This is a genomic window from Herbaspirillum hiltneri N3, assembly GCF_001267925.1.
GTDB classification, from domain to species: domain Bacteria; phylum Pseudomonadota; class Gammaproteobacteria; order Burkholderiales; family Burkholderiaceae_D; genus Herbaspirillum; species Herbaspirillum hiltneri.
Window position 1 is genome coordinate 1065435 of sequence record NZ_CP011409.1, and the last position, 25324, is coordinate 1090758.

Here is a 25324-nt window from a genome sequence, read left to right on the forward strand (position 1 = left end):
CACGATCACCCGGATATTTGCCGGGCGCCATCATTTCCCGGAGCAACCTCCCATTTCAGCTAACCGCAATTGACATCGTGGCGCAGGGCGTCTTTGTTGACAATTTGCAACGATTCGAGCGGGGGCAGGCCGGTATTGGCTTTGAATATTTTGTCGGGATGCATGTTTGGTTTGATTCCGAAAATCTAAATGGTTATGATTCTCATCCATTACAAATGCTGACATTTTCCTTGCACCGTATCCGGCAGCGTTGGCCGGGGAATCGCCAACACCGCACGACGCGCTTTTTCATCTTTCAGAAATCACCATGACATTGCTTCCGCTTCCTCGCGCCATTGCAGCGCAAACCCGCTGTGCCGCCGCCATCGCCGCTGCGCTGATGACACTGTCCGGCGCCGCTTATGCCCAACAGGCAGCCACACCGGCTGAAACGCCGAATACGCTCGAGACCATTCAGGTCAGCGGCGACTGGCTTGGCACCGGCCTGCAAAACAGCGTGAAGACCTATCCGGGCGCGCGCACCGTGGTGAAGAAGGAGGAGATTCAAAGCACAGGCGCCGTTACCATCGGCGACGTCATGCGCCGCATTCCCGGTGTGCAGGTCACCGACAACTCCGGCACCGCCGGCGGCGCCATGTCGCTCAACATCGGCGTGCGCGGCCTGACCGGTCGTTACTCACCGCGCTCGACCATCCTGCTGGACGGGGTACCGATGGCTTCCGCCCCTTACGGCCAACCACAAATCTCGTTCGCGCCGGTCAGCCTGAACAATATCGAAGCGATCGACGTCGTACGCGGCGGCGGCGCCGTACGCTACGGTCCGCAAAACGTGGGCGGCATCATCAACTTCCGCACCCGCGCTATCCCGACGACACCTGGCGTGAGCGGCGACGCCAGCGTGCGCTACAACAGCTACGGCGAGGGCGGTTCCAGCACCCAATACACCGCATTCGCCGGCTCCACACTCGACAACGGCCTCGGCCTCGCAATGCTGTATTCCGGCACCGACGGCTCCGGCTGGCGCGCCAACAGCAACGAACGCATCAACGACTTTGCGCTGAAATTCCGCTACGAAATCAGCTCCAGCTCCGAAATCTACGGCAAGATTTCCTACTACGACGTCATGTCGCACACACCCGGCGGTCTGACCCCGGCACAATACAACGCCGACCCATTCCAGAACACGCGTACGCGCGACTACTGGAAAGGCAATCGCCGCGGCATCGACCTGGGCTATCTGAACACCATTTCCGATACACAGGAATTTGAAATTCGCACCTATTACAACGAGAGCTATCGCGAAAGCGCGCTGATCGGCGCCTCCACGACGCAATTGACGCATCAGCCGCGCTTCTATGAAACCATTGGCATCGAACCGCGCTTCACTCAGCGCCTCACTTCCGGCAGCGTCACCAATGACATCACCGTAGGCTATCGCTACATCGGCGAACGCGGTCACGACGACAACTTTGCCGAAACGATCGCAACCGGCGCCTATGGCGCGGCAACCAAGAACAAGAATCGCACCGATGCACACGCCGGTTATATCGATGACAAGATCTCCGTCGGCGCATGGCGCATCACCCCTGGTGTACGCTTTGAACACATCCAGACGACTCGTCAGAACGTAGCGTCAACAACCAAGTTCGAAGTCACCAACAACAAGCCGCTGCCGTCGCTCAACATCGCCTACCTTCTCACGCCAGAGCTCACGCTGTTCACCAACTACAATACCTCCTTCGGCGTGGTCCAGAATACGCAGTTGAGCGCGGCATCCGCACCAAACAACTTGCAACCGGAGCTGGCCAAGACGGCAGAACTCGGCGCACGGTGGAAGGGTGGCAACCTGTCCGCTGAAGCAACATATTTCAACATTCGCTTCGACAATCAAATCACGTTGATCGCCTCGCCGGACACTTATCAGAATCTCGGCAAGACCCAGCATGATGGTCTCGAAACTGCCATCGACTATGCATTCGACAAAGACGGTCTGTTCCGCGGCTTGAGTGTCTACGCCAACTACACCTATACACGCGCAGTACTCAAATCCGGCCTGAACTCGGGCAAGGACGTGCCGTTCTATTCACGCACCACCGATACTATCGGCGGGCGCTATCAGGCCGGTCCGTGGGGTTTCAATCTGTCGACCACGCATCAGAGCCGTCAATTCTCTGATGAAAGCAATAGCCAGATCGAAACCACTGATGGCAAGAATGGTCCGATTCCCGGCTATCGCGTCTGGAATGCACAAGTGGATTGGAAGGTACCCAACACCAGGGGCTTTGACGTAGTGGCAGGCGTCAACAATCTGACTGATCGCCGTTACTATTCACGCACCACCGACGGCAACCAAGGCCGCATCGTCGGCGCACCGCGCACCATCTACGTACAAGGCCGCTACGCGTTCTAAGCTTTCGCTCCCGGCAACGCAAAATCGCCCCGCATTCCGGTCATGCAGTCGACCGGAATGCGGGGCGATTTATTTTGCTGCGGACGCCGCCGAATCAACTCAGCGCCAGCCGCGATGCCAGCCATATTGCGGATGGCGCCAGCCCCAGCCGTAGTGCGCGTGGTACTCCCACACATAGCCCGGTCCGGGCGATGCATAGGCCGGTTGCACGTACACCACGCCCGGTGGCGGGGCGTAAGCCGGCTCGACATAAGCCGGGCGCACCGACGGCGGCGTCACCACGCAACCGCTGACGGCGACGACAACTGCCGCGACCGACAACAGACCTGCGATCCTGATCATTCGGTTATTCATTTTATTGCTCCTCGTTAGGAAATCCGGACATGGATGCCAGCCTCGCATTGCTGGTCCGACAAGCATCGGACGCCATGAGACTGCTGTCCTCTTAACGTGGAAAACCGGGAAAATGAAGACCGTAAAGTTGTATTAATCTGTAAGAAGAATCAGCAATTTGTCAGGTCGGCTCGGACTCTGCATCGGCATCGGTCGAACATGTCAGCGCTTCCCACTGCGCCAACTCCTGCGTCATGTCCGCCAGCTTCTTCCTCACCAGCGCCAACGCATCGCTGCCCAACAGCAAATGCGCCGGCGGCGCCGGGCTGTCGACCAGCCTCAGCATCGCCTGCGCGGCCTTGCGGGGATCGCCGGTCTGCTTGCCGCTGCGCTCGGCGCGCGTAGTGCGGATCGGATCGAACAATGCATCGTAATCCGCGATGCTGCGCGGAGAGCGCACCATCGAACGCCCCGCCCAGTCGGTGCGAAACGATCCCGGCGCAACGGCGGTGACGAAGACGTTGAAGGCCCGCAGCTCCTTTCCCAAGGTTTCGGAAATGCCTTCCAGCGCAAACTTGCTGCCGCAGTAGTAGGCAATGCCCGGCATCGTGATGAAGCCGCCCATCGAGGTGATGTTGATGATGTGGCCGCGCCGGCGTTGGCGCATGAACGGCACGAAGGATTTTGTCACCGCCACCGCGCCGAACACATTGACGTCGAACTGGCGTTGCAACGCATCCATGCCGGACTCCTCAAGGATGCCTTCGTGCCCGTAGCCGGCATTGTTGACCAGCACGTCGACCGGCCCGATGCTGCTCTCCACTTCGGCAGCGATCCGTTCCGCCGCAGCAAAATCGGCGACGTCGAGCAGGCGCGCAAACGCCTGTCCCGGCCGGCCGGAAAATTGTGCTTCGAAGGCCTGGCGGGCTTCTTCGCTGCGCACCGTGCCGACCACGCGGTGGCCCGCAGCGATGGCGGCTTCGGCGAGCGCGAGGCCGAAGCCGCTGCTGACGCCGGTGATGAAAAAAGTCTTGGATGCAGACATGGCAATTCCTTTGCTGTGCGTGAAAAAAGAACGAAAACCGACCGGCTCATTATCGATTTCCACGCACTTCCCGGCTGCCGGTTCTTCTCGCATGCTTGCCTGATTCTCTGAGCCGCTGGCGAATCGGTGCAAAAAATGGCAAAGTGGCCGCATTACCGATTGCCGGATTCAATGAGATGCGTTCCACGCCGCTGTCCAACACGTCCGCCGAAGTCCGCCGCCGCATGGTCGCCTTGCTGGCCACGAAGACGCCGCAGGAAGGCTACAACCTGTCGCCGCTGCCCGACGTGCGCTTCCTGCGCTCGAACCGTCCGTTGAAACGCATGCCGGTGCTGTACGAGCCGGGCATCGTGATCGTGGCGCAGGGGCGCAAGCGCGGCTATCTCGGCAATGAAGTGTATTTGTACGATGCGCAGCACTACCTGGCGGTATCGGTGCCGGTGCCGTTTTCGATGGAGACCGACGCCAGCGAGAAGGAACCGATGCTGGCGATTTACCTGCGCCTGGATTTCAAGATCGCCGCCGAGCTGATGATGCAGATCGACGAATGCGTCGGCCCCAGCGCCGCCAAACCGCGCGGGATGGTGTCGACGCCGATGGAGACGGCGCTGAGCATCTCGGTGCTGCGCTTTCTGGAAGCGATGAACAATCCGCTGGAAGCCGAAATACTCGGACCGGCGCTGCGGCGCGAAATCTATTTCCGCGTGCTGAGCGGTCAGCAAGGTGGATCGATGCGCGCGGCGCTGACCATGCAAGGCCAGTTCGGCAAGATCTCGCGCGCCATCAGCATGATCCATCGCAGCTATGACGAAGCGCTTGCCATCGACCAGCTGGCGAAGGAGGCCGGCATGAGCGTGCCGACCTTCCACGCGCATTTCAAGACGGTGACGGACACTTCGCCGATGCAATACCTGAAATCGACGCGGCTGCACCAGGCGCGTCTGTTGATGCTGCGCAACGGCATGACGGCGGGCGCCGCCTGCACACAGGTCGGCTACGAAAGCGCGTCACAGTTCAGCCGGGAATTCAAGCGCCTGTTCGGCCGCACGCCCGTGGAAGAGGTCGAACGCATGCGCAAGAGCTTTGCGCTGCCGCCGCAGGAGGATGGTGCGCAGTTCGTCTCATCGCATTGAGAACAGCTGGCCGGGCTTACGTCAGGCAGATGCTGCAGCTGTGTCCCTTGCAATTGTGCAGCACGCTGCTGCGCGCCGCGCCCGCATGCGCGCCCGGTCCTGCGGCGCCCTGCCCCGCAAGCTGCTCGGCGCCGTTACGCGGACGCCAGCGCTCGGTCACCTGCAGGCCGACGCGACCGCCCGTCAACAGCGGCGCGGCAACGGTATCCGTTTTGCAATAGGGACACGCAACCTGGCCATGCAGGGCCTGCATGTTGAGGAATTTTTCGAAGATGCCTTCGCAGTGGCTGCAGCGGATATCGTATAAGGGCATGTTCTGCTCCGGAGTGGCGGTAGTTCGACTATTCAGATAAGCGGATTGCGGACGGCGCAGAGCCTCCGTCCGCAACAGACGTAAAACGATTACCGCTTTCGTCCCCAGTACGACTGGTCGTTCAGCATCCCCTTGGGCGTGATGTCCTGATCGAAGATCGACGTCGGCAAGGACACCGTGCACGCGCAGTTCGGAATGTCCACGATGCCGCCGATGCGTCCTTCCACCGGTGCGGCGGTCAGCAGCATGTAGGCCTGGCTGCCGGTGTAGCCGAAGTGAGTCAGGTAGTCGATCGCTTTCAGGCAGGCCTGGCGATAGGCGACGGTGGCGTCGAGGTAATAGTTGACGCCGTTCTCGACGCTGATGCCTTCGAAGGTCAGCCATTGCTCGTAGTGCGGCTTGACGATGCTCGGCATGAAGATCGGCGAAGTGATGTTGTACTTGGCCATGCCGCCCTTGATCAGATCGAAGCCGACGTGGCTGACGCCGTCCATTTCAATCGCGCCGCAGAAACCGATTTCGCCGTCGCCTTGCGAAAAGTGCAAATCACCCATCGAGAAGCCCGCACCCTTGACGTACACCGGGAAGAAAATCCGCGTGCCGGCCGACAGGTCCTTGATGTCGGTATTGCCGCCATGCTCGCGCGGCGGCACCGTGCGCGCCGCAATCTTGGCCATCTCGTCGAACTTGGCGCCGGTCAGGCCGCGCAACACCGCGGTGCTCGGATCAGGCGGCTTTGCCAGCCCCTTGGCGGCCAGCGGCGCTTCACGGCGATTCCACTCCGCCAGCAGGTCGTGCGACGGCAGGCAACCCATCAGGCCCGGATGCGTGAGCCCGGCGATGCGCACGCCGGGAATGTGGCGCGAGGTTGCGTACAGGCCCTTCAAGTCCCAGATCGCCTTGTCGGCATCGGGAAAATAATCGGCCAGGAAACCGCCGCCGTTTTCCTTGGAAAACACGCCCGAGAAACCAACCGGCGTCACCGGCTTGATGTCGAGCAGATCGATCACCAGCAGGTCGCCCGGCTCGGCGCCTTCAACGTGGAACGGACCGGTCAGCGGATGCGCGCGCGTGAGGTCGACGTTCTTGACGTCGGAGATATCGTCGGTGTCCTTGATCTGCGCGTCGAGGAAATCCAGCGACTCGATCAGGATGGACTCGCCCGGCTTGACCGACGACAGGAACGGCAAATCGGGATGCCAGCGGTTGTGTCCGAGTTCAGGCTGCTCTGCCAGCGGTACGCCGGGCTTGATCTTGAAATGTTGCATGCGACTCTCCTTCTCGTGTTGAATGCGGATGAATGGACGATCTATTCGTTGGGAATGCCGGGAATCGGACACTCCGGCGTGCCGGCGGTCTTGCGCGTGATGGCTTCGACCTTGGCGCGCGCCGCCTGCGGATCGTTGACCCAGGTCTTGTAGAAGTCGAACGGACAATCCGCCACGCCCGCAGCCGACTCGCCGGAATTGATCTTGCCGGTGTAGCCGCGATGCAGCAGCTTGAACAGATGGTTTTGCGACTGCCAGTTCTTGCGGGCGTCGCGAATGGCGCTGACCGACAGTTCGGCATACTGGATGCCCATTTCCTCGGTCTCGCATTCGCCCAGGGTGCGGCCGTCGAAGCCGACGATCGCGGAATGGCCGAAGTAGGAATAGACGCCGTCGAAGCCGGCCGCGTTGGCGACGGCGACGTAGACGTTGTTCATCCACGCCATCGCCTTGGCCACCAGCACCTGCTGGTCCTTGGCCGGATACATGTAGCCCTGGCAGCGCACGATCAGCTCGGCGCCCTTCATGGCGCAGTCGCGCCAGATCTCCGGGTAGTTGCCGTCGTCGCAGATGATCAGGCTGATCTTGAGTCCCTTGGGACCGTCGCAGACGTAAGTGGTGTCGCCCGGATACCAGCCTTCGATCGGCGTCCACGGCATGATCTTGCGGTACTTCTGCACGATCTCGCCCTGGTTGTTGATCAGGATCAGCGTGTTGTACGGCGCCTTGTGCGGATGCTCTTCATGGCGCTCGCCGGTCAGCGAAAACACGCCCCAGACATCGGCGATGCGGCAGGCTTCGGAGAACACGCGCGTCTCTTCGCCGGGAACGGTAGCTGCAGTGTCATACATTTCCTTCTCGTCGTACATGATGCCGTGCGTCGAATACTCCGGGAAAACGACCAGGTCGAGACCGGGCAAACCCTGCTTCATGCCGATCAGCATGGCCGCGATCTTGTTGACGTTGTCCATCACCTCTGCGCGATTGTGCAGGCGCGGCATCTTGTAGTTGACGACCGCCACGCCCACCGCGTCTTTACTGCTTGATATGTCTCCATGCCTCATGACAATGCTCCTCCTTCAAAACTGTCGTTAAACAGATAGATATTTGCTGATGGTCGGCGCATCGACATTGGCGCGCGTGTCTTCATAGACGAAGCGCCCCTTGTCGATGACCAGGAAACGGTCGGCGATTTCCAGCGTGAAACTCAGCACCTGTTCCGACACGATGATGGTGAGTTCGCGGATCTTGCGGATTTCCTTCAGGCTGCGCGCGATGTCCTTGATGATGGACGGCTGGATGCCTTCGGTCGGCTCGTCCAGCAGCAGTACGCGTGGATTGGTCGCCAGCGCGCGCGCAATCGCCAGTTGCTGCTGTTGTCCGCCGGACAGGTTGCCGCCCTTGCGGCTGCGCATTTCGTACAGCACCGGGAACAAGGCGTACAACTCGTCCGGCACCTTGCCGCGCGCATCGGCGGCGAGGCCGGTCTGGATGTTCTCCAGCACCGTCATGCCGGGGAAAATCATGCGCCCCTGCGGCACGTAGGCCACGCCGCGCGACACGCGCTGATGGCTTTCCATCGCACCCAGTTCGACGCCGTCGATCTTGATGCTGCCGTCGCGCAACGGCAGGATGCCCATCAGCGTCTTGAACAGCGTGGTCTTGCCCATGCCGTTGCGGCCCATGACGGCGACGATTTCTTCTTTCGCCACCGACAGGTTGATGTCGTGGATGACGGCGCTCTGGCCGTAGCCGGAGGCGAGGTTGGATACGTTGAACATGGCTGGCTCCGGGAATGAATTAGTGGCCCAAATAGACGTCGATGACTTTTGGATCGGACTGCACCTTGTCCATGCTGCCCTCCGCGAGTATCTTTCCCTGATGCAGCACGGTCACCTTGTGCGCGATGCTCTTGACGAAATCCATGTCGTGCTCGATCACCACCACCGAGCGGCCCTGGCTGATGCGGCCCAGCAGCTGCGCGGTCTTTTCGCGCTCGGACACGCTCATGCCGGCGACCGGCTCGTCCAGCATCAGCAGCTCCGGCTCCTGCATCAGCAGCATGCCGATCTCCAGCCACTGCTTCTGGCCATGCGAGAGCAAGTCGGCCTGGGTATACAAATGCTGGTCGAGGAAGATCTCCGCCGCCACCGATTCGACCCGCGCCACCACGTCCGCGGTGCGCTTGAAGGTCAATGCGCCGAACACCTTGCGGCCGCGCGGGAAGGACATTTCCAGGTTTTCGAAAACGCTGAGGTTTTCGTAGATCGACGGCGTCTGGAACTTGCGGCCGACGCCGACGCGCACGATGGCGTGCTCGCTCATCTTCGTGAGTTCGTGGTTGTTGAAGCGGATGCTGCCCGAGGTTGCTTGCGTCTTGCCGCAGATCAGGTCCAGCACCGTGGTCTTGCCGGCGCCGTTGGGGCCGATCACCACGCGTACTTCATTGCGCTGGACATACAGATTGAGCTTGTCGACCGCCTTGAAACCGTCGAAGGACACCGTCAGGTCCTCGATGGCCAGCACGGGATGGTCGGTCGATTCGAATCCGATGGGTGCGTTGTTCATTTGCTGGCCTCCAGGTTGGCGCCGTCGATATGGACTTCAGCCGAATCGGTTTTGGTCGCCACTTTCGGCTTCACCGGTTCGGGAGGTACTGTTTTTTTACGGGACAGCTTCTCCATCAGTCGCTTGCCCTGTTTCTCGTACACGCCGGCCAGGCCGTTGGGGAAGTACATCACCACCGCGATGAACAGGCCGCCCATCAGGAACAGCCACAGCTCGGGGAAGGTCTCGGAGAAATAGGTCTTGCCGAAGTTGACCAGCAGCGTACCGTACACCGCGCCGAGCAACGACATGCGTCCGCCGACTGCGGCGTAGATCACCATCTCGATCGACGGTACGATGCCGACGAAGGACGGCGACATGAAGCCGACCTGCAAGGTGAACATGGCGCCGCCGATGGCCGAGAACGTCGCCGCCACGCAGAACACGAATACCTTGAAGCTGGCGACGTCATAGCCGGAAAATCGCACCCGCTCTTCCTTGTCGCGCATCGCCATCAGCAGGCGGCCGAGCTTGGAAGTCAGGATGTAGCGGCCGAACACGATGCACGCGAACAGCAGGCCGGCATTGACGAAGTACAGGATCACCTTGGCACTGTCGGTGCGGATGTCCCAGCCCATCAGCGTCTTCAGGTCGGTGATGCCGTTGACGCCGCCGGTCAGGCCTTGCTGGCCGATGATCAGGATCGACAGGATCGCCGCGATCGCCTGCGTCACGATGGAGAAGTAGACGTCGCCGACGCGCCGCTTGAACATCGCCATGCCGATCACCAGCGCCAACAGCGTCGGCACCGCAAGCACCGCCAGCACGGTGAAGCTGAAGCTATGGAAGGGTTGCCACATCGCCGGCAGCGAGGTGATCTGATTCCAGTCCATGAAGTCGGGGATGCCTGGCGTGGACTGGATCTTGGTGCTGATCGGGTCGGAGGCCTCGAGCTTCAGGAACATCGCCATGCAATAGCCGCCGACGCCGAAGAACACGCCCTGGCCGAGACTCAGGATGCCGCCGTAGCCCCAGCACAGCACCAGCCCGACCGCGACGAATGCGTAGGACAGATATTTGCCGACCAGGTTGAGACGGAAGATGTCCAGGCTCAACGGAAAGATCACCAGCAGCAACGCTCCCAGTATCAGCAGTCCGGTCAACCCGGATCTGCCGCCCAATAATTTTTCGTATGCTGCATTCATGCTTGAACCTCGCGAATGGGAAGTCTGAAAACGGTTTCGTTCAGGTGTGTTCTTAATGCTTGCGCACCCGGGACGAGAACAATCCCTGCGGACGCAGCATCAGGATCAGGATCACCGCCGACAACGTCAGCACCTTGGCCATCGAACCAGTCAGGAAGAACTCGGCGGTGGACTGCGTCTGCGCAATCGAGAAGGCCGAGGCAATCGTGCCGATCAGGCTTTGCGCACCGCCGAACACCACCACCAGGAAGGTGTCGACGATGTACAGCGAGCCGCTGGTGGGGCCGGTCGAACCGATCGTGGTGAACGCTGCGCCGGCCACCCCGGCCACGCCGCAGCCGAGCGCGAAGGTGGTGCGATCGACCTTGCGGGTATTGATGCCGACGGCGCCGCTCATGACGCGGTTCTGCATCGTGGCGCGCACTTGCAGGCCCCAGCGCGAACGGAACAGCAGGATGAAGATGGTGCCGGTCAACAGCACCGTCAGGCCCATCATGAACAGGCCGTTGATCGGGATATCGATGGCGTCGGTCGGCTTGAAGGAACCGAGCAGCCAGTCCGGCAAGGTGGCGCTGACTTCCTTGGCGCCGAAGATGGAACGGAATGTCTGCTGCATCGCCAGGCTCAGGCCCCAGGTCGCCAGCAGTGTGTCGAGCGGACGTTTGTAGAGCCGGCTGATCAGCAGCAGCTCGGTCAGGTAGCCAAAGCCGTAGGCGACGATGAACGACAGCACCACCGCGCCGAAGAAATAGAACGGCTGCAGGCTGGGCGCGTAGGTCGTGGTCAGGTGTGACAGCAGATAGGTGATGTAGGCGCCGATGGTCAGGAACTCGCCATGCGCCATGTTGATCACGCCCATCTGGCCGAAGATAATCGCCAGGCCCAGGGCCATCAGCAGCAGCACGCAGAACACCGACAGGCCGTTGAAGCCCTGCATGGCGAAGATGGCGCCGAATTCGGATAACGAGACCATATTGACTCCGGAAGGAGAGATAGAAGGAAATTCGTGGGCGGCAGCGCCCGCATGTCACTACAGGCGCCGCCGCTTTGCTGCCAACAAATTGCTGCCAACAAATCGAATGCCGCGATTTATTGATAACCCTTGGGGAAAGGATTCGGTTCGATCAGGTCGGACTCGTAGATGACCTTGAACTGGCCGTCCTTCTGCGCTTCGCCGATGCGGGTCTTGCTCCACAGGTGATGGTTGGCGTGGACCTTGACGTAGCCTTCCGGCGCAGTTTTCAGCTCGAGGCCCGGCGAGGCCGCGACGACCTTGTCGACATCGAAGCTGCCGGCTTTTTCGACGGCGGCCTTCCACAGCCACGGGCCGAGGTAAGCCGCCTGCGTGACGTCGCCGATCACCGAATTGGCGCCGAACTTGGCCTTGAACTCGGAGACGAATTTCTTGTTGTTCGGGTTGTCCAGGCTTTGGAAGTACTTCATCGAGGCGTAGAAGCCTTCGACGTTTTCGCCGCCGATGCCGAGCATTTCATCTTCGGTCACGGAGATGGTCAGCAGGTTCTGCGTCTTGGCGGTGACGCCGGCTGCCTTCAGTTGCTTGTAGAACGCCACGTTACTGCCGCCGACCACGTCGGCAAAGATCACATCCGGTTTCTTCAGCTTGATCTTGTTGATCAGCGAACCGAACTGGGTGTTGCCGAGCGGGTAGTACTCTTCGCCGACCACCGAGCCCTTGAGCACGTTCTCGATGTGCTTGCGGGCGATCTTGTTGGAAGTGCGCGGCCAGATGTAGTCGGAACCGATCAGGAAGAAGGTCTTGGCCTTCTTCTCTTTCGCCACCCAGTTGAGGCCGGCCAGCACCTGTTGCGTGGCTTCCTGGCCGGTGTAGAACACGTTCTTGGATTGCTCCAGGCCTTCGTAGAAAGTCGGGTAGTAGAGCAGGCCGTTGTCCTTTTCGAAGACCGGCAGCACGGCCTTGCGCGAGGCCGACGTCCAGCAGCCGAACACCGCGGCGACGTGGTCGTTCTCCAGCAGCTTCTTGGCTTTTTCGGCAAAGGTCGGCCAGTCGCTGGCGCCGTCTTCCTGGATGATCTTGATCTTGCGGCCGAGGATGCCGCCCATGGAGTTGATCTGGTCGATGGCCAGGCGTTCGGCCTGGATCGAACCGGTTTCGCTGATCGCCATGGTGCCGGTGGCCGAGTGCAGCTGGCCGACCGTGACTTCGGTGTCGGTGATGGCCAGCTTGGTGGTGTTGACCTTGGCGGTCGGGAACTGCTGCGCCATGGCCAGGCCGGGGAGCGCCATGGCAGCACCGGCGGCACCGGCAACAATGCCCATCATGATCTTGCGTCGTTGCGATGAAGGCGGTTTGGAAGAGGAACGGTGCGACATGCGGTACTCCTTTCGAGCGTTATTGGAAGCAATCGGACGTGGTCGTGTCGATCGGGCTGAATCGGTTGAGTCAAAACGAGGCGAAAGCCGGGACCGACATGCGAGTGTTCTCTCCCTCCCGCTGTGCTTCCTGCTCGTTCTGGGATGGAGAATAGGTTTTGCGATGCGGCGCAACAATACGTTGTTTGACGTAAAACCCGGGCGCTGAAACGTCCGCCCGGGCGCACAGGTTTCGCTCATGCCCGGCATGGTATTGGTGCGTTTTCACAAGGCAGCAAGGTGGCCGCGCTGCCGCGTTTTGGTGAATCGGGAGGAAAACCCGGGCGACGCAAGCGTATCGACCGGCGGCGGCATACGTCAAATGACGTATGCCGCCGCCGGTCGATTGGTTTGAAAATTGCTTCTGTACGAGGAGGTTGCCGTCAGGGTCGCCGCCTTTGCAAACAGAACGCGTGGTCTGCGTTCCGGTATTCATCGATAACGCGAGCAAAAATTGACCAATCCCGCCATTCAACGCATCGTCAAAGTCCGGCGCGACTACAACACCTGGGTCGCCAACGAGACGCTGGAAGACTACGCGCTACGCTATACGCCGCGCTCGTTCCGGCGCTGGTCGGAATTCCGCCTGGCCAACACGGCGCTGGGCGCGACCTCGTTCCTGGCGCTGGAGGCGATCAGCGGTGCGATCACGCTGAGTTATGGATTTACCAACACCTTCTGGGCGATCGCCTGCGTGGTGGTGCTGTTCTTCCTGACCGGCCTGCCGATCAGCTATTACGCCGCCAGGTACGGCGTCGACATGGACTTGCTCACGCGCGGCGCCGGCTTCGGCTACATCGGCTCGACCGTGACCTCGCTGATCTACGCCACTTTCACCTTCATCTTTTTCGCGCTGGAAGCCGCCATCATGGCGCAGGCCATCGAAATCTATTTCGGCCTGCCGCTGGTCTACGGCTACGTCCTGTGTTCGCTGATCGTGATTCCGATGGTGGCGTACGGCATCACGCTGATCAACCGGCTGCAGATGTGGACCCAGCCGGTGTGGATCGTGCTGCTGACGCTGCCCTACATCTGCGTGCTGTACAAGGAGCCGGAAGCGCTCGGCAACCTGATCACCTTCGCCGGCCGCGCCGAAGACGGCAGCTCGTTCAACATCCTGCTGTTCGGGGCGGCGGCGACGGTGGCGTTTTCGCTGATCGCGCAGATCGGCGAGCAGGTCGACTTCCTGCGCTTCCTGCCGGAAAAAACCCAGGCCAATCGCGGCCGCTGGTGGACCGCGCTGCTGCTGGCGGGGCCGGGATGGATCCTGCTGGGCGGCGCCAAGATGCTGGGCGGCGCCTTGCTGGCCTTCCTCGCGATCCAGCATGAGGTGCCGATGGGCAAGGCGGTGGAGCCGACCCAGATGTACCTGATCGGCTATCAATACGTGTTCTCCAACCCGGCGCTGGTGCTCGGCGCGGTGGCGCTGTTCGTGATCGTGTCGCAGGTCAAGATCAACGTCACCAACGCCTATGCCGGTTCACTGGCCTGGTCCAACTTCTTTGCGCGGCTGACGCACAGCCATCCCGGCCGGGTGGTGTGGCTGGTGTTCAACGTGCTGATTGCGGTGCTGCTGATGGAGCTGGGGGTCTTCAATGCGCTCGAGCATGTGCTGGCGCTGTACAGCCTGGTGGCGATCTCGTGGATAGGAGCGGTGGTGTCGGACCTGGTGATCAACAAGCCGCTCAAGCTGAGCCCGGCGCACATCGAGTTCAAGCGCGCACATCTGTACGACATTAATCCGGTCGGCGTCGGTTCGATGGCGGTTGCCTCCATCCTGTCGGCGATCGCCATGTCCGGCGTGCTTGGCAAACTGGCGGCGGCGATGTCGCCGTTCATCGCGCTCGGCACGGCGATGCTGGCGGCGCCATTGATTGCGCTCGCCACCAAAAGCCGCTATTACATCGCGCGCCAGGATACGCTGGCCGAGCACAGCAATCTCGGCGACGTGCACGTGCATGCCCAACTCGACTGCGTGATCTGCGGCAACGCGTTCGAGACGCCCGACATGGCGCACTGCCCGGCCTATCAGGGTGCGATCTGCTCGCTGTGCTGTTCGCTCGACGCGCGCTGCAACGACCGCTGCAAGACACCGGCGGCACGGTTGCCCAACCAGGTCTTCAACACCTTACAGAAACTGCTGCCGTCGCGCTTCACGCTCAAGCTCAACACCCGCATCGGCCACTATCTGATCGTGTTCGGCTTGTTGTCGGGCGGCCTGGCGGTGGTGTTGTGGATGTTGTACTTCCAGCAGATGGCGGGCATCTCCGGCCTGACCACCAGCGGCCCCGATTCCATCCAGAGCATTTTCATCAAGCTGTTCTGCACGCTGCTGGTGCTGATCGGCGTCGGCTCCTGGTGGCTGATCCTGACCAACGAAAGCCGCAGCGTCGCGCACGAAGAGTCCGAACGCCAGACCAATCTGCTGCTGCAGGAAATCGAGGCGCACAAGCAGACCGACGCCGAACTGCAGCGCGCCAAAGAGGCCGCCGAGTCGGCCAACCTGGCCAAGAGCCGCTTCGTCACCGGCATGAGCCATGAGCTGCGCACACCCTTGAACAGCATCCTCGGCTATGCGCAGATCCTGCATGTCGACGCCACCATCCCGCCGGCGCGCAAGGATGCGATCGCCGTGATCCGGCGCAGCGGCGAACATCTGCTGAGCCTGATCGACGGCTTGCTCGACATCGCCAAGATCGAAGCCGGCAAGATGCGCCTGGCCTCGGACGAACTGGCGCTGTCGGAGTTTCTCGAACAGATCGCCGGCATGTTCGCGCCGCAGGCGGAACAAAAAGGCCTGAGCTTCCGTTTCGAGAAGACCGGCCGTATCCCGCACATCGTGCACGCCGACCAGAAACGCCTGCGCCAGATCCTGATCAACCTGCTCGGCAACGCCGTCAAGTTCACCGACCGGGGCGGCGTCACGGTGCGCGTGCGCTACCTGCGCGAGATCGCCTACTTCGACATCATCGACACCGGCATCGGCATCGCCGAGGACGACCTCGACCGCATCTTCCTGCCGTTCGAGCGCAGCAATGCCGCCAACCTGCGCGAAGACATCGGCACCGGTCTCGGCCTGGCCATCAGCAGCATGCTCACGCACATCATGGGAGGCGAACTGGCGGTCAGGAGTGAGGTCGGCAGCGGCAGCAGTTTCCATCTGAAGATCTATCTGCCGGAAGTCCACGTGCCGCGTCCGCGCCTGAAACTGGAAGACCAGATGTCGGGTTACATCGGCCCGTGCAAGCGCGTGCTGGTAGTCGACGACCAGGCCTCGCAACGCCTGCTGCTCAAGGAGATGCTGTTGCCGCTGGGCTTCGAGGTGATCGAGGCCGATGGCGGCATCGCCTGCCTGGAAGCACTGGCGCACGGTACGCCGATGCCCGACCTGGTGCTGCTCGACATCGCCATGCCGGTGATGGACGGCTGGTCGGTGGCGCGCGCCATCCGCGCCCGCGGGCTGACGCAGCTGCCGGTCATCATCGTCTCGGCCAATGCCTTCGAGAGCGGACATGAGCGCAACCACGACGGCGTCGAGCCGCCGCTGTACAACGACTTCGTGGTCAAGCCGGTGTCGTACAGCGAACTGCTGTCGAAGATCCGCCAGCAGCTGCACATCGACTGGGTGTCGGCCGCCATGCCTGCCTCCATTCCTGCAGAATCGACCGCCGCCGCACAGCCGATGATGCTGGTGCCCTCGCAGGAAAAACTGCAGACCTTGCTGGAACTCGGCGCCATCGGTTACGCCAAGGGCATCCTCAGGAAGCTCGACGAGATGGAACAGCAGAATTCGGCTTACCTGCCCTTCACCACGGAACTCAGGAAACTGGTCAAGCAGTTCCGCCTGAATGAATATGTCACCCGCATCAAGGAGATGATTCGTCATGATGTCAACAACGTTTGATCGGCATGTCGTCCTGATCGTCGACGACAAGCCCGACAACCTCGCCATGCTGTCCGATTCGCTCGACGAGAGCGGCCACATCGTGCTGGTCGCCACCGATGGCATCAGCGCGCTGGAGCGGCTGGATTACATCACGCCGGACCTGATCCTGCTGGACGCCATGATGCCGGGCATCGACGGCTTCGAGACCTGCAAGCGCATCAAGCTGATCAAGAGCGTCAACCATGTGCCGGTGGTGTTCATGACGGGCCTGACCGAAACCGAACACGTGGTGCGCGGCTTCGAGGTCGGCGGCATCGACTACGTGACCAAGCCGATCAAGCCACAGGAAGTGGTCGCGCGCATCGGCGCCCACATCAAGACCGCGCGCATGATGTCGCAGGCGCGCGGCATGCTCGAACACGCCGCGCATGCGGTCATCGTCCTGAGCGCCAACGGCCTGCCGCTGTGGCAGACCAGCAAGGCATCGTTATGGCTGGAGAAATATTTCCCGCCCGGCGCCGCTGCAGTCAATGCCGGTCACAGGCTGCCGACGATGCTGCAATCCTGGCTCAACGAGAGCCTGGTGCGCCAGCGCCAGGGCAATGGCGACATCCGCCCGCTGGTGACGACACAGGGCGACAGCGAACTGCGCGTCGCGCTGTCGGCGCCCGGCCAGGGACATGAAATCACGCTGCTGCTGGAGGAGAAGAACATCGGCGCGGAGATCGCGGCGGCCACCACCGCCACCCTGCTCCAGTCTGCATCACAGGGCGGTGAAACGCTATTGCCGGGAAGCGTCCACCTGACTCCGCGCGAAAGCGACGTGCTGATGTGGCTCGGCAAAGGCAAGACCAACCGCGACATCGCCGACATCCTCGGCATGAGTCCGCGCACGGTGAACAAGCACCTCGAACACATCTTCGTCAAACTTGGCGTGGAGACCAGGTCGGCGGCGGCGGTGATGGCGAGCGGCGTGCAGCAGGCGTCAACACTGCGGAGCGGCAGCAACCTGTTGCAGTAGTCGCCGTCAGGCAGCCACCGCGGCGGGCCGGCCTGCCTTCATCGTTTCCCAGAACGCGCCGTCGCCGCGTACCGTGGTGCGATTGAGCACGCGCCGCTGCAACGGCGACAAGGGCGTTGCGCGATGCGCGACACGGAAGTTGTCCGCCACCACAAAGTCGCCTTCCTTCCATTGATGCCGATACACCGCCCCCTCGCGCGACAGATAACGGTCGAGCGTGGCGATCAGCTCCTCCGCAGCGTCACGGTCCATGCCGATGATGCTGTTGGTGAGACCGACGTTGAGGTACAAACCTTCGGCGCCGGTGTGCGGATGCCGCATCACGAGCGGATGCACGACGTGGTTGCGATGCGTGGTCTGCAATCCCTTTATCTGCGCTTTCGTTTTCTCCGGCAGGCTGCGATATGCCTCCTGCAAATCGGTGAACAAGGTATCGCCGCCGACCTCGGGGCGCGCTTCCATATGCCATAGCGACATCGGCGTCGGCACGGCCCGGAAGGAGCCGTCCGAATGCCAGTAGCGGCCGACGCCGGTATAACCTTCGGTGGCCCGGCTGGCGACGCGAAAGATTTGCGGATAGCCGGGAATCTGTCCCGGTGCCGGCGGGAACTCCTCCAATGCGCCGAACACTTCGGAGGCGGCGATCTGCGCCTGCGGCGACAGCACCGGACCGGGAATGACCAGCAGGCCGTATTTCAGCAAGGCTTCCCGCAGCGATTGTTGCGCTTCCGGATTCTCACTCAGGCGAGCCAGGTCGACGTTGTTGATGCGGGCGCCGAAACCGGCGTCCAGAGGGATGATATTCATGATGCGTCCTTTCTTCATCTGTGCGGTGCGCCGGCATCGGCAAGATGCGGCACAACCGCGTTTCGGATCAGTGCATCGCTCAGGCGGCCTGCAAGACATGCAGCATGTCTTCCGGCTCCGGACGATGGGTGTAGTCGGGGTTGACCTCGGCGTACAGGATGGTGCCGTCCTGGGCGATCACGTAGCGCGCCGGCATCGGCAAGGTCCAGCTCGGGTCGCCGTTGAAGGTCGGCAAATCGTTCTTGAGCATCGTGTACAGATCGACCAGATAGTCCGGCAACGCGAAGCGCAGGCCGAAGGCGGCGGCGACGTCGTTGCGGGTATCGCCCAGGATCGGGAATTGCAGATTGTTGTTGCGCATCGACTTGCGGCTGTTGGGCGCCGTCTGCGGAGAGACCGCGACCAGTTGCGCACCGGCAGCCTGAAACGCGGGCAATGCTTCCTGCAAGGCTTGCAACTCCATATTGCAGTACGGGCACCAGACTCCGCGATAGAAACTGAGAATCAGCGGACCTTGCGCCAGCAGATCGGCTGACGACACCGGCTTGCCGTCGGGATCGTTGAGCGTGAACGACGGCGCCTTGTCGCCGGCCTTCAATGCGCGGCCGGCCTGACCGGAGGCGATCAGTTCGGCGGTGGCGCGGGCCATGACCGGATGAATTGCGGCGGGTGCGTTGTAAGGGGGCTTGCCGGCGACGAAGTCGGCTTTGAACGCATCGAGTTTGGCTTGCAAAGACATGTGATTTCTCCTGAATGATGATCGCGGAAGTGCAATCGACGGAGGCATCTTCTGCCATTCGGGCCGGCCCGGGAACGCAGGCACAGGGCATATGACTCATTCCATATTGGAATAAACTATGCCAAAAATGCGCATGAGAACCGATCGGCGCGTCACAATGAATTCCCGGAAGGAATAAAAATGGACAGGCTGAATGCGATGGAAACCTTCGTCAACGTGGTCGAGGCGGGCTCGTTCTCGGGCGCAGCACGCCGGCTCGAAGTGGGCCAGCCGGCCGTGTCGAAGACGATCGCGCAACTGGAGGAACGCCTCGGCGTGCGCCTGCTGCTGCGTTCCACCCGAGGCCTGACGCCGACCGAGGCAGGCCAGCGTTTTTACGAACGCGCCCTGCGCGCCATCGAAGAAACCGACGCGGCAGAACGCAGCGCGCGCAACGCCGGCACCGGCTTGTCGGGGCCGCTGCGCATCTGTGCAGCGGTGACGTTTGCCCGCCTGCGCATCCTGCCTTATCTGCAGCCCTTCCTCGACATGCATCCGCAACTGAGCCTCGACATCGTGCTCGACGATCGCCACATCGACATGCTCGAAGAAGGCATTGACGTGGCCCTGCGCATAGGTTCGCTCACCGACTCCGGCATGACGGCGCGCAAGATCTCGCAGAGTCCGCGTTCAGTGGTCGGCACCCCGGCCTACTTCGCCCGACACGGCGTTCCCGCCACGCCGGCCGATCTGAGTTGCCATAGCGCCGTCATCCACGGCCGTGTCGGCGGCGGCAGCTGGGAATTCCGGCGCGGCAGCACCGAAGTCTCCGTCGCCGTCAACGGCCGCATCCGGGTCAACGCCGCCGAAGGCGTACGCGCGGCGGTCCTGGCCGACATGGGACTGGTGATTTCGTCGGAATGGATGTTCGAACCGGAACTGGCGAGCGGCGCACTGCAACGTGTGCTGACCGAGTGGGAATTGCCGCCGGTCGACTTGTGGGCGGTGTATCCGGGCGGACGCATGGCCAGCGCCAAGGCGCGGGCGTTTATCGACTACGTCGAAAAACTGCTATGAACCCGCGGTGCTGACACCTGGTCCGACGACGCGCTTGGGTGTGAGGATGTTCAAGACCAATATCGCCTTCGACGATCATCCCAATGAAAAGCGTTTCAGCGACCGCATTGAAACCATCGGCGCTGATTCTGTATTCACCTTTCTGGAACAATCGGGCATGCAGGCGTCCCATTTCATCGTCGGTCTCTGAAAGCGACGCAAAAAACCGGCGGATTCTTCCGAACAATGCAGGCGATTGTCCGGACCTCAGGAACAAAGGCCTTCAGTCAGACGATATTTTTATATCAGTCATTCTATTTTCGGATAACGCAAAAATGAGTGGTTGCAAAACAAAACTCCGAGCCTATCTCGGTAGTGCGCCCGGCAGTGCACAGGAATTTTTCCAGGCTGCTGCCGGCATCGCTGTTGTTTCAACCACGCATTTAACTTACTCAGAGAGAATAAAATGACCATCGCTAAAATTATCGCCGCTACCGCCCTGATCGCCGCCGCCGGTTCCGCTTTTGCAGAATCCCAATATCCGGTCGACCAGCCTTTCGTGTCCACCAAGACCCGCGCTGAAGTTGTCGCTGAAATCAAGCAAGCCGGCGGTGATCTCGGTCGCAAGAACTATCAGGAAACCTTCAACCCTACCCCTGTCGCATCGGCCAAGACCCGCGCCGAAGTCGTGGCTGAACTGAGCCAAGGCGGCGACATCGCCCGCAACAATTACATCAACACCACACGCTAATCGGTTGCAGCACATGCCGATGACAGATGGTCCGCTCCCGGCGTAATGCCGCCGGCGGACCATCTTTTGCGACTGCGTCTTTTCTTCCTTTCCTCACTGCTTTTTCATCTCCGTTTTCTCCCTTCCTTCGTGGCTTTTTGCTGAGGCAAAGTCGCAAACGGCCGTCCCAGATTCCATGCCTTATTTTTATACTTGCTGTTCCGCAAAGACGGTCTGCACATCCGTTCACGACAAAAAAAATCGCTGACGATTTGTGCAAAAAATTGCCGATGGCGAATCGCGGGCGCGCCGAGAAAAGTGTGATACATTCACCGACTTGCTCCACCTGGATTCGGGGAGTCTCATCCCCGGCTTTGGTTATAACCGGCAACCCTTATAAGAATAATCGACGATGAAATCGAACAACCCGGCCGATAAGGCTGCTGCCCACCCAAGCATATTTGCGCAAGACATCAGCCTGGCATGTCCGCATTGCGGACAGCTCATGTTGCAGCTGTCTCCGGACGCGCGCCCGATACAGGAAAAGAAAGTGGCATGTCCGTCTTGTTGCAAGCAAAGCAAGATGGCAAAGCTGAAAACCAGCAGCGGCGATACTTATCAGCTTTACATCCGCCAGATCGATCCGAATGCGCGCATCGGCGTGTACAGCTACAAGAAATAAATCATTTTCCGCAGGACCAAAAAAAGCCCCTCACGATGACATGCGGGGCTTTTTGCTTTTCAGGATTCCCGCAGCCCGGCGCGCCGGTGCGGGTGAATCCGCGTCACTTCAGAAAACAATCGCCGCACAAGAAGTCCCGCTCCACCGAGAGGGACTTTGCATCGGCAGCCAAACGCTCATTCCTTCTCGCGCAAACTCGCCGGCATGGCAAAGGTCAGCAACAAGGCGCACAGCAAGGTCATGCCGCCGATCGCATACAGCGCCGGCGTGGTGCTGCCGGTCAGGTCCTTGATGCGGCCGACCATGACCGGGCTGACGATGCCGCCGAGCTGGCCGAGCGTATTGATCAGCGCGATGCCTGCCGCTGCGCCGGCGCCGGTGACCAACTTTGGCGGCAGCGCCCAGAAAGCGGGAATGGCTGCCACCACACCGGCACCCATGACGCCCAGCGCGACGATCAGCAACACCGTCTGCTTTTCAAACACGCCGGCGGCGAAGAAGCCGATGGTCGCCAGCACCAGCAAGCCGATCACGAAGCGACGGCGTTCGCCGCGTGCGTCGGACAAGCGGCCGACGATGATCATCGCCGCAGCGCCGCAGATATAAGGCACGGCCGTGAGCAGGCCGATGATGGTCGGATTCTGGGTGCCGGCGGTGCGGATCAGATGCGGCGCCCAGAAATTGAGGCCGTAGGAACCGACTTGGATCAGGAAGCCCGGTGTCCTGATGGCGCTGAGCAGAGAGTGGCCGCGCTCGTGCGAACCCGGACGCGCGACGTTGGCGGCGAGTATCTGCTGCTCGCGCTGCGTGAGCCAGCCGGCGTCTTCGATCTTGTCTTTCAACTGCCACAGCACCACCAGGCCGAGGCCGATGCACGGCAGGCCACCCAGCATGAACAGCCAGTGCCAGCCGCGAATGCCGAAGGCGCCTTCCATGTGGCCGAGGATCATGCCTGACACCGGCGCGCCGATCAGGCCGGCGAACGCTGACGCCAAGAACAGCATCGAGGTGATGCGGCCGCGATACGATGACGGGAACCACAGCGTCAGGTAATACAGCACGCCCGGCGCGAAGCCTGCTTCCATCGCGCCGATCAGGAAGCGCAGCGCATAGAACTGCCATTCGCTGGAGACGAACACCATCGCCGCCGTCGCCAGTCCCCAGGAAATCATGATGCGCGCAATCCAGCGCCGCGCGCCGACCTTGTAGAGGAACATGTTGCTCGGCACTTCGAACAACACATAGCCGACCACGAACAGGCTGGCGCCGAGGCCGTAGGCGGTATCGCTGAGGCCGAGGTCGCCCTGCAACTGGAATTTGGCGAAACTGATATTGATGCGGTCGAAGAACGCGAACAGATAGCAGATCATGATCAGCGGCATGATGCGCCAGGCGGCCTTGCGCACGATGGCGGCCAGCGTGTCGCCGTGAGGCGTGACGAGTTCTTGCGGGGCCGTGCCCGCCGTGGTGTTGGTATGCATGTTGTCTCCTGTTGGCGAGGTATGTGAAGAGGCATGTAAACGCCCCGCCGGTGGTTGATGGCGATGTGCTCTTGTGGTTTTCTTCAGGCGGCCGCGTGCAGCGCGGCCGGTATCGGATGCAGGTCGCAGTTGCGTCCCGCCTTGGCGAGCTGGCCCGGCACCTCATGGCCCAGCAGCGCCGGCAGCTTGCGCGACAGGGCGAGCAGCTGCGGCAGGTCGATGCCGGTCTCGATGCCGGTTTCATCGCACAGGTTGACCAGATCTTCGGTGCAGATATTTCCCGAAGCGCCCGGCGCGAACGGGCAGCCGCCGAGTCCGCCGAGCGCCGCGTCGAAACGGCGCGCGCCGACTTCATACGCAGCCACGACGTTGACTAGTCCTAGCCCGCGGGTATTGTGGAAATGCAGCGTCAGCGCCGCCGCCGGCAACACCGCCAGCACACGCCGCACGAGGCGCGCGACCTGGCGCGGATTGGCCATGCCGGTGGTATCGGCCAGCGTGATGCCGTCGACGCCGAGGCGAAGATAAGCGTCGACGATGGCCAGCACGCGGTCTTCGTCGACGCGGCCTTCGAACGGACAGCCGAAGGCGGTGGCGATGGTGGCGTTGAGCGAGACATCAACGCCAGGCCTGCGCCCCAGCGCGACGATGTCGCTGAAACCGGCCAGCGATGCTTCGCAACTCATGCGCATGTTGGCGCGGTTGTGGGTCTGGCTGGCCGACATGACCATGTTGAGTTCGTCGGCGCCGGCCAGCAGTGCGCGCTCGGCGCCCTTGAGGTTGGGGATCAGTGCGACGTAGGTGACGCCGTCCTTGCGGACGATGCGGCGGAACACTTCATCGCCGTCGCGCAGGGCGGGAATCGCTTTCGGCGACACGAACGAACCCGCTTCGATGCGCGTGAAACCGGCTTGCGACAAACCATCGACGAGCGCGATCTTGTCCTCGGTCGGCACCCAGACCGGCTCGATCTGCAGACCGTCGCGGGGCGCCACTTCCTGCACGATCAGGCGGTTGGCGTCATTGTTCATGCCGGCGGTCATTGCACCACTCCTTCCTGCTGCAGGCGGCGGATTTCCGCTTCATCCAGCCCGAGGCCGGACAGCACTTCGACGGTGTGCGCGCCAAGCGCCGGGCCTTGCCAGCGGATCTCGCCGGGCGTGTCGGACAATTTGGGGACGATGCCCGGCATCTTGACCTTGACGCCGCCCGGCAGTTGCGCCGATAGGATCATGTCGCGCGCCTGGTAGTGCGGATCGGCGACGATGTCGGCGATGGAATAGATGCGACCCGAGGGTACGCCGGCCTGCTCCAATACGGCCAGCACGTGTTCCATGCCGTGCAGCGACGTCCAGCCGGCGATGGCGGCGTCGAGCAAGGCGACTTGCTGCACGCGGCCGTCGTTGTGTTCGAAGGCCGGGTCGTCGGCCAGGTCGGCGCGGCCGATGGCGTGCATCAGGCGCTTGAAGATCGGATTGCTGTTGCCGGCGATGACGACATAGCCGGCGTCACGGGTCGGATAAGTGTTGGACGGCGCGATGCCCGGCAAGGCGCCGCCGCTGCGTTCGCGCACGTGGCCGAGCAAGTCGTATTCGGGCACCAGGCTTTCCATCAGGTTGAAGACGCTTTCGACCAGTGAAACGTCGACCACCTGGCCGAGACCTTGTCCGGTCTTCACGCGCAGCAGCGACATCAGGGCGCCGATGACGGCATGCAGCGAGGCCAGCGAATCGCCCAGGCTGATGCCGGCGCGCGCCGGTACGCCGCCGGGTTCGCCGGTGGTGTAGCGGATACCGCCCATGGCTTCGCCGATGGCGCCGAAACCGGGACGGTCTTTGTACGGGCCGGTCTGGCCGTAGCCGGAGATGCGCACCAGGGTCAGCTTGGGATTGATTTCCTGCAGTACATCCCAGCCCAGGCCGAGGCTTTCCAGCGCGCCCGGCTTCATGTTTTCGATCAGCACGTCGGCTTCGGCCGCGAGCTGCTTGATCAGCGCGATGCCTTGCGCCGACTTCAGGTTGACCGACAGGGATTTCTTGTTGCGCGATTGCAGGTACCACCACAGCGAAGTGCCTTCGTGCAGCTTGCGCCACTTGCGGATGGGATCCCCGTTGACAGGGGCTTCGATCTTGATCACGTCGGCGCCGAACTCGGCCATCACGCGCGCGGCGAACGGCGCGGCGATCAGGGTGCCGATTTCGATGACACGTATTCCTTTGAGTGGTCCACTCATTGCAGTCTCCTTCTTCCTTTTTTACAAGATAGGAATGACTGCCTTGAACGTCCAGCCGCAAATCG

At 61.6% G+C, this 25324-nt stretch carries 23 protein-coding genes and 1 pseudogene; 9 read left to right on the plus strand and 15 right to left on the minus strand.

The genetic code is table 11. From position 1 onward, the window contains the following. Window positions 1–77: 77 nt before the first annotated feature. Both F506_RS23005 and F506_RS04815 read left to right on the plus strand, forming a co-directional pair. A complete protein-coding gene (locus F506_RS23005) occupies window positions 78–311 on the plus strand; it encodes a hypothetical protein (RefSeq protein ID WP_144423963.1) in 234 nt (77 codons plus the stop codon). After that, entirely contained in the window at window positions 308–2410 is a 2103-nt protein-coding gene (locus F506_RS04815) for a TonB-dependent receptor family protein (RefSeq protein WP_053195581.1), read from the plus strand. Before F506_RS23005 ends, F506_RS04815 begins: the two co-directional genes overlap by 4 nt. A 99-nt stretch (window positions 2411–2509) precedes the next feature. Here the strand turns inward: F506_RS04815 and F506_RS04820 are convergent, their stop codons facing one another. Together F506_RS04820 and F506_RS04825 are read right to left on the minus strand one after the other, a co-directional pair. Then, complete coding sequence (locus F506_RS04820; protein ID WP_083457593.1) at window positions 2510–2764, minus strand: hypothetical protein; 255 nt, start codon at window positions 2762–2764, stop codon at window positions 2510–2512. 160 nt (window positions 2765–2924) lie between these two features. Then, window positions 2925–3788, minus strand: coding sequence for an oxidoreductase (locus F506_RS04825; RefSeq protein WP_053201266.1), 864 nt, complete (start codon window positions 3786–3788; stop codon window positions 2925–2927). Between the two features lie 176 nt (window positions 3789–3964). Between F506_RS04825 and F506_RS04830 the strand changes: the two genes are divergently transcribed. Further along, entirely contained in the window at window positions 3965–4921 is a 957-nt protein-coding gene (locus F506_RS04830) for an AraC family transcriptional regulator (protein ID WP_235471381.1), read from the plus strand. Window positions 4922–4937: 16 nt separating this feature from the next. Here F506_RS04830 and F506_RS04835 read toward each other — a convergent pair whose 3' ends face one another. The 8 genes from F506_RS04835 to urtA all read right to left on the minus strand — a co-directional run bounded on the left by F506_RS04835 (window position 4938) and on the right by urtA (window position 12606). Continuing rightward, window positions 4938–5234 (minus strand): FmdB family zinc ribbon protein, encoded by a 297-nt coding sequence (locus F506_RS04835; protein WP_050476185.1) that lies wholly within the window; start codon window positions 5232–5234, stop codon window positions 4938–4940. Window positions 5235–5323: 89 nt separating this feature from the next. Next, window positions 5324–6502 carry a formamidase gene (gene fmdA, locus F506_RS04840; RefSeq protein WP_053195582.1) on the minus strand — a complete coding sequence of 393 codons (1179 nt, stop codon included), beginning with the start codon at window positions 6500–6502 and terminating at the stop codon, window positions 5324–5326. Between the two features lie 41 nt (window positions 6503–6543). Then, window positions 6544–7566, minus strand: a complete 1023-nt coding sequence (locus F506_RS04845) for an aliphatic amidase (protein ID WP_053195583.1) — start codon at window positions 7564–7566, stop codon at window positions 6544–6546. A gap of 27 nt (window positions 7567–7593) precedes the next feature. Beyond that, the gene (gene urtE / locus F506_RS04850) at window positions 7594–8283 is read right to left on the minus strand and encodes an urea ABC transporter ATP-binding subunit UrtE (protein WP_007884563.1); all 690 of its coding nucleotides are present in this window, start codon (window positions 8281–8283) and stop codon (window positions 7594–7596) included. Between the two features lie 19 nt (window positions 8284–8302). Beyond that, window positions 8303–9070, minus strand: a complete 768-nt coding sequence (gene urtD / locus F506_RS04855) for an urea ABC transporter ATP-binding protein UrtD (RefSeq protein ID WP_053195584.1) — start codon at window positions 9068–9070, stop codon at window positions 8303–8305. Next, window positions 9067–10254, minus strand: coding sequence for an urea ABC transporter permease subunit UrtC (gene urtC, locus F506_RS04860; RefSeq protein WP_053195585.1), 1188 nt, complete (start codon window positions 10252–10254; stop codon window positions 9067–9069). The genes urtD and urtC overlap by 4 nt, the downstream gene beginning before the upstream one ends. Window positions 10255–10306: 52 nt before the next feature. Continuing rightward, on the minus strand, window positions 10307–11227 hold the full coding sequence (gene urtB / locus F506_RS04865) for an urea ABC transporter permease subunit UrtB (protein ID WP_053195586.1): 921 nt from the start codon (window positions 11225–11227) through the stop codon (window positions 10307–10309). A 116-nt stretch (window positions 11228–11343) separates the two neighbouring features. Then, entirely contained in the window at window positions 11344–12606 is a 1263-nt protein-coding gene (gene urtA / locus F506_RS04870) for an urea ABC transporter substrate-binding protein (RefSeq protein WP_053195587.1), read from the minus strand. A 493-nt stretch (window positions 12607–13099) separates the two neighbouring features. On the opposite strand from urtA, the gene F506_RS04875 reads away from it, so the two are divergent. Together F506_RS04875 and F506_RS04880 are read left to right on the plus strand one after the other, a co-directional pair. Then, window positions 13100–16549, plus strand: a complete 3450-nt coding sequence (locus tag F506_RS04875) for a hybrid sensor histidine kinase/response regulator (RefSeq protein ID WP_053195588.1) — start codon at window positions 13100–13102, stop codon at window positions 16547–16549. Then, the gene (locus F506_RS04880; RefSeq protein ID WP_053195589.1) at window positions 16530–17552 is read left to right on the plus strand and encodes a response regulator transcription factor; all 1023 of its coding nucleotides are present in this window, start codon (window positions 16530–16532) and stop codon (window positions 17550–17552) included. The genes F506_RS04875 and F506_RS04880 overlap by 20 nt, the downstream gene beginning before the upstream one ends. A 6-nt stretch (window positions 17553–17558) precedes the next feature. Here the strand turns inward: F506_RS04880 and F506_RS04885 are convergent, their stop codons facing one another. After that, window positions 17559–18359 carry a TauD/TfdA dioxygenase family protein gene (locus F506_RS04885; RefSeq protein ID WP_158443114.1) on the minus strand — a complete coding sequence of 267 codons (801 nt, stop codon included), beginning with the start codon at window positions 18357–18359 and terminating at the stop codon, window positions 17559–17561. Between the two features lie 79 nt (window positions 18360–18438). After that, window positions 18439–19098, minus strand: coding sequence for a peroxiredoxin-like family protein (locus tag F506_RS04890; protein WP_053195591.1), 660 nt, complete (start codon window positions 19096–19098; stop codon window positions 18439–18441). A gap of 180 nt (window positions 19099–19278) precedes the next feature. On the opposite strand from F506_RS04890, the gene F506_RS04895 reads away from it, so the two are divergent. The 4 genes and pseudogenes from F506_RS04895 (at window position 19279) to F506_RS04905 (ending at window position 21545) form a co-directional block, all read left to right on the plus strand. Next, entirely contained in the window at window positions 19279–20154 is an 876-nt protein-coding gene (locus tag F506_RS04895; RefSeq protein WP_053195592.1) for a LysR family transcriptional regulator, read from the plus strand. Then, window positions 20150–20344, plus strand: a pseudogene (locus F506_RS22555) (DUF2145 domain-containing protein); the annotation flags it as partial. The gene F506_RS04895 and the pseudogene F506_RS22555, both read left to right, overlap by 5 nt. Before the next feature lie 255 nt (window positions 20345–20599). Further along, a complete protein-coding gene (locus tag F506_RS04900) occupies window positions 20600–20884 on the plus strand; it encodes a DUF4148 domain-containing protein (RefSeq protein ID WP_053195593.1) in 285 nt (94 codons plus the stop codon). A gap of 391 nt (window positions 20885–21275) precedes the next feature. Then, window positions 21276–21545: a hypothetical protein gene (locus F506_RS04905; protein ID WP_053195594.1), complete on the plus strand. Its 270-nt coding sequence runs from the start codon at window positions 21276–21278 to the stop codon at window positions 21543–21545. Window positions 21546–21721: 176 nt separating this feature from the next. Here F506_RS04905 and F506_RS04910 read toward each other — a convergent pair whose 3' ends face one another. From F506_RS04910 to F506_RS04920, 3 genes are all read right to left on the minus strand, one after another. After that, window positions 21722–23026 (minus strand): MFS transporter, encoded by a 1305-nt coding sequence (locus F506_RS04910; RefSeq protein WP_053195595.1) that lies wholly within the window; start codon window positions 23024–23026, stop codon window positions 21722–21724. An 83-nt stretch (window positions 23027–23109) separates the two neighbouring features. After that, entirely contained in the window at window positions 23110–24069 is a 960-nt protein-coding gene (locus tag F506_RS04915; protein WP_144423999.1) for a hydroxymethylglutaryl-CoA lyase, read from the minus strand. Beyond that, window positions 24066–25259 carry a CaiB/BaiF CoA transferase family protein gene (locus F506_RS04920; RefSeq protein WP_053195596.1) on the minus strand — a complete coding sequence of 398 codons (1194 nt, stop codon included), beginning with the start codon at window positions 25257–25259 and terminating at the stop codon, window positions 24066–24068. Before F506_RS04920 ends, F506_RS04915 begins: the two co-directional genes overlap by 4 nt. Between the last annotated feature and the right edge of the window lie 65 nt (window positions 25260–25324).

Excerpts from the sequence above, each read along its gene's own strand:
- F506_RS04815 (WP_053195581.1), top strand. The coding sequence starts at position 308 with ATGACATTGCTTCCGCTTCCTCGCGCCATTGCAGCGCAAACCCGCTGT.
- F506_RS04820 (WP_083457593.1), bottom strand. The coding sequence starts at position 2,764 with ATGAATAACCGAATGATCAGGATCGCAGGTCTGTTGTCGGTCGCGGCA.
- F506_RS04825 (WP_053201266.1), bottom strand. The coding sequence starts at position 3,788 with ATGTCTGCATCCAAGACTTTTTTCATCACCGGCGTCAGCAGCGGCTTC.
- F506_RS04830 (WP_235471381.1), top strand. The coding sequence starts at position 3,965 with ATGCGTTCCACGCCGCTGTCCAACACGTCCGCCGAAGTCCGCCGCCGC.
- F506_RS04835 (WP_050476185.1), bottom strand. The coding sequence starts at position 5,234 with ATGCCCTTATACGATATCCGCTGCAGCCACTGCGAAGGCATCTTCGAA.
- fmdA (WP_053195582.1), bottom strand. The coding sequence starts at position 6,502 with ATGCAACATTTCAAGATCAAGCCCGGCGTACCGCTGGCAGAGCAGCCT.
- F506_RS04845 (WP_053195583.1), bottom strand. The coding sequence starts at position 7,566 with ATGAGGCATGGAGACATATCAAGCAGTAAAGACGCGGTGGGCGTGGCG.
- urtE (WP_007884563.1), bottom strand. The coding sequence starts at position 8,283 with ATGTTCAACGTATCCAACCTCGCCTCCGGCTACGGCCAGAGCGCCGTC.
- urtD (WP_053195584.1), bottom strand. The coding sequence starts at position 9,070 with ATGAACAACGCACCCATCGGATTCGAATCGACCGACCATCCCGTGCTG.
- urtC (WP_053195585.1), bottom strand. The coding sequence starts at position 10,254 with ATGAATGCAGCATACGAAAAATTATTGGGCGGCAGATCCGGGTTGACC.
- urtB (WP_053195586.1), bottom strand. The coding sequence starts at position 11,227 with ATGGTCTCGTTATCCGAATTCGGCGCCATCTTCGCCATGCAGGGCTTC.
- urtA (WP_053195587.1), bottom strand. The coding sequence starts at position 12,606 with ATGTCGCACCGTTCCTCTTCCAAACCGCCTTCATCGCAACGACGCAAG.
- F506_RS04880 (WP_053195589.1), top strand. The coding sequence starts at position 16,530 with ATGATGTCAACAACGTTTGATCGGCATGTCGTCCTGATCGTCGACGAC.
- F506_RS04885 (WP_158443114.1), bottom strand. The coding sequence starts at position 18,359 with ATGAATATCATCCCTCTGGACGCCGGTTTCGGCGCCCGCATCAACAAC.
- F506_RS04890 (WP_053195591.1), bottom strand. The coding sequence starts at position 19,098 with ATGTCTTTGCAAGCCAAACTCGATGCGTTCAAAGCCGACTTCGTCGCC.
- F506_RS04895 (WP_053195592.1), top strand. The coding sequence starts at position 19,279 with ATGGACAGGCTGAATGCGATGGAAACCTTCGTCAACGTGGTCGAGGCG.
- F506_RS04900 (WP_053195593.1), top strand. The coding sequence starts at position 20,600 with ATGACCATCGCTAAAATTATCGCCGCTACCGCCCTGATCGCCGCCGCC.
- F506_RS04905 (WP_053195594.1), top strand. The coding sequence starts at position 21,276 with ATGAAATCGAACAACCCGGCCGATAAGGCTGCTGCCCACCCAAGCATA.
- F506_RS04910 (WP_053195595.1), bottom strand. The coding sequence starts at position 23,026 with ATGCATACCAACACCACGGCGGGCACGGCCCCGCAAGAACTCGTCACG.
- F506_RS04915 (WP_144423999.1), bottom strand. The coding sequence starts at position 24,069 with ATGACCGCCGGCATGAACAATGACGCCAACCGCCTGATCGTGCAGGAA.
- F506_RS04920 (WP_053195596.1), bottom strand. The coding sequence starts at position 25,259 with ATGAGTGGACCACTCAAAGGAATACGTGTCATCGAAATCGGCACCCTG.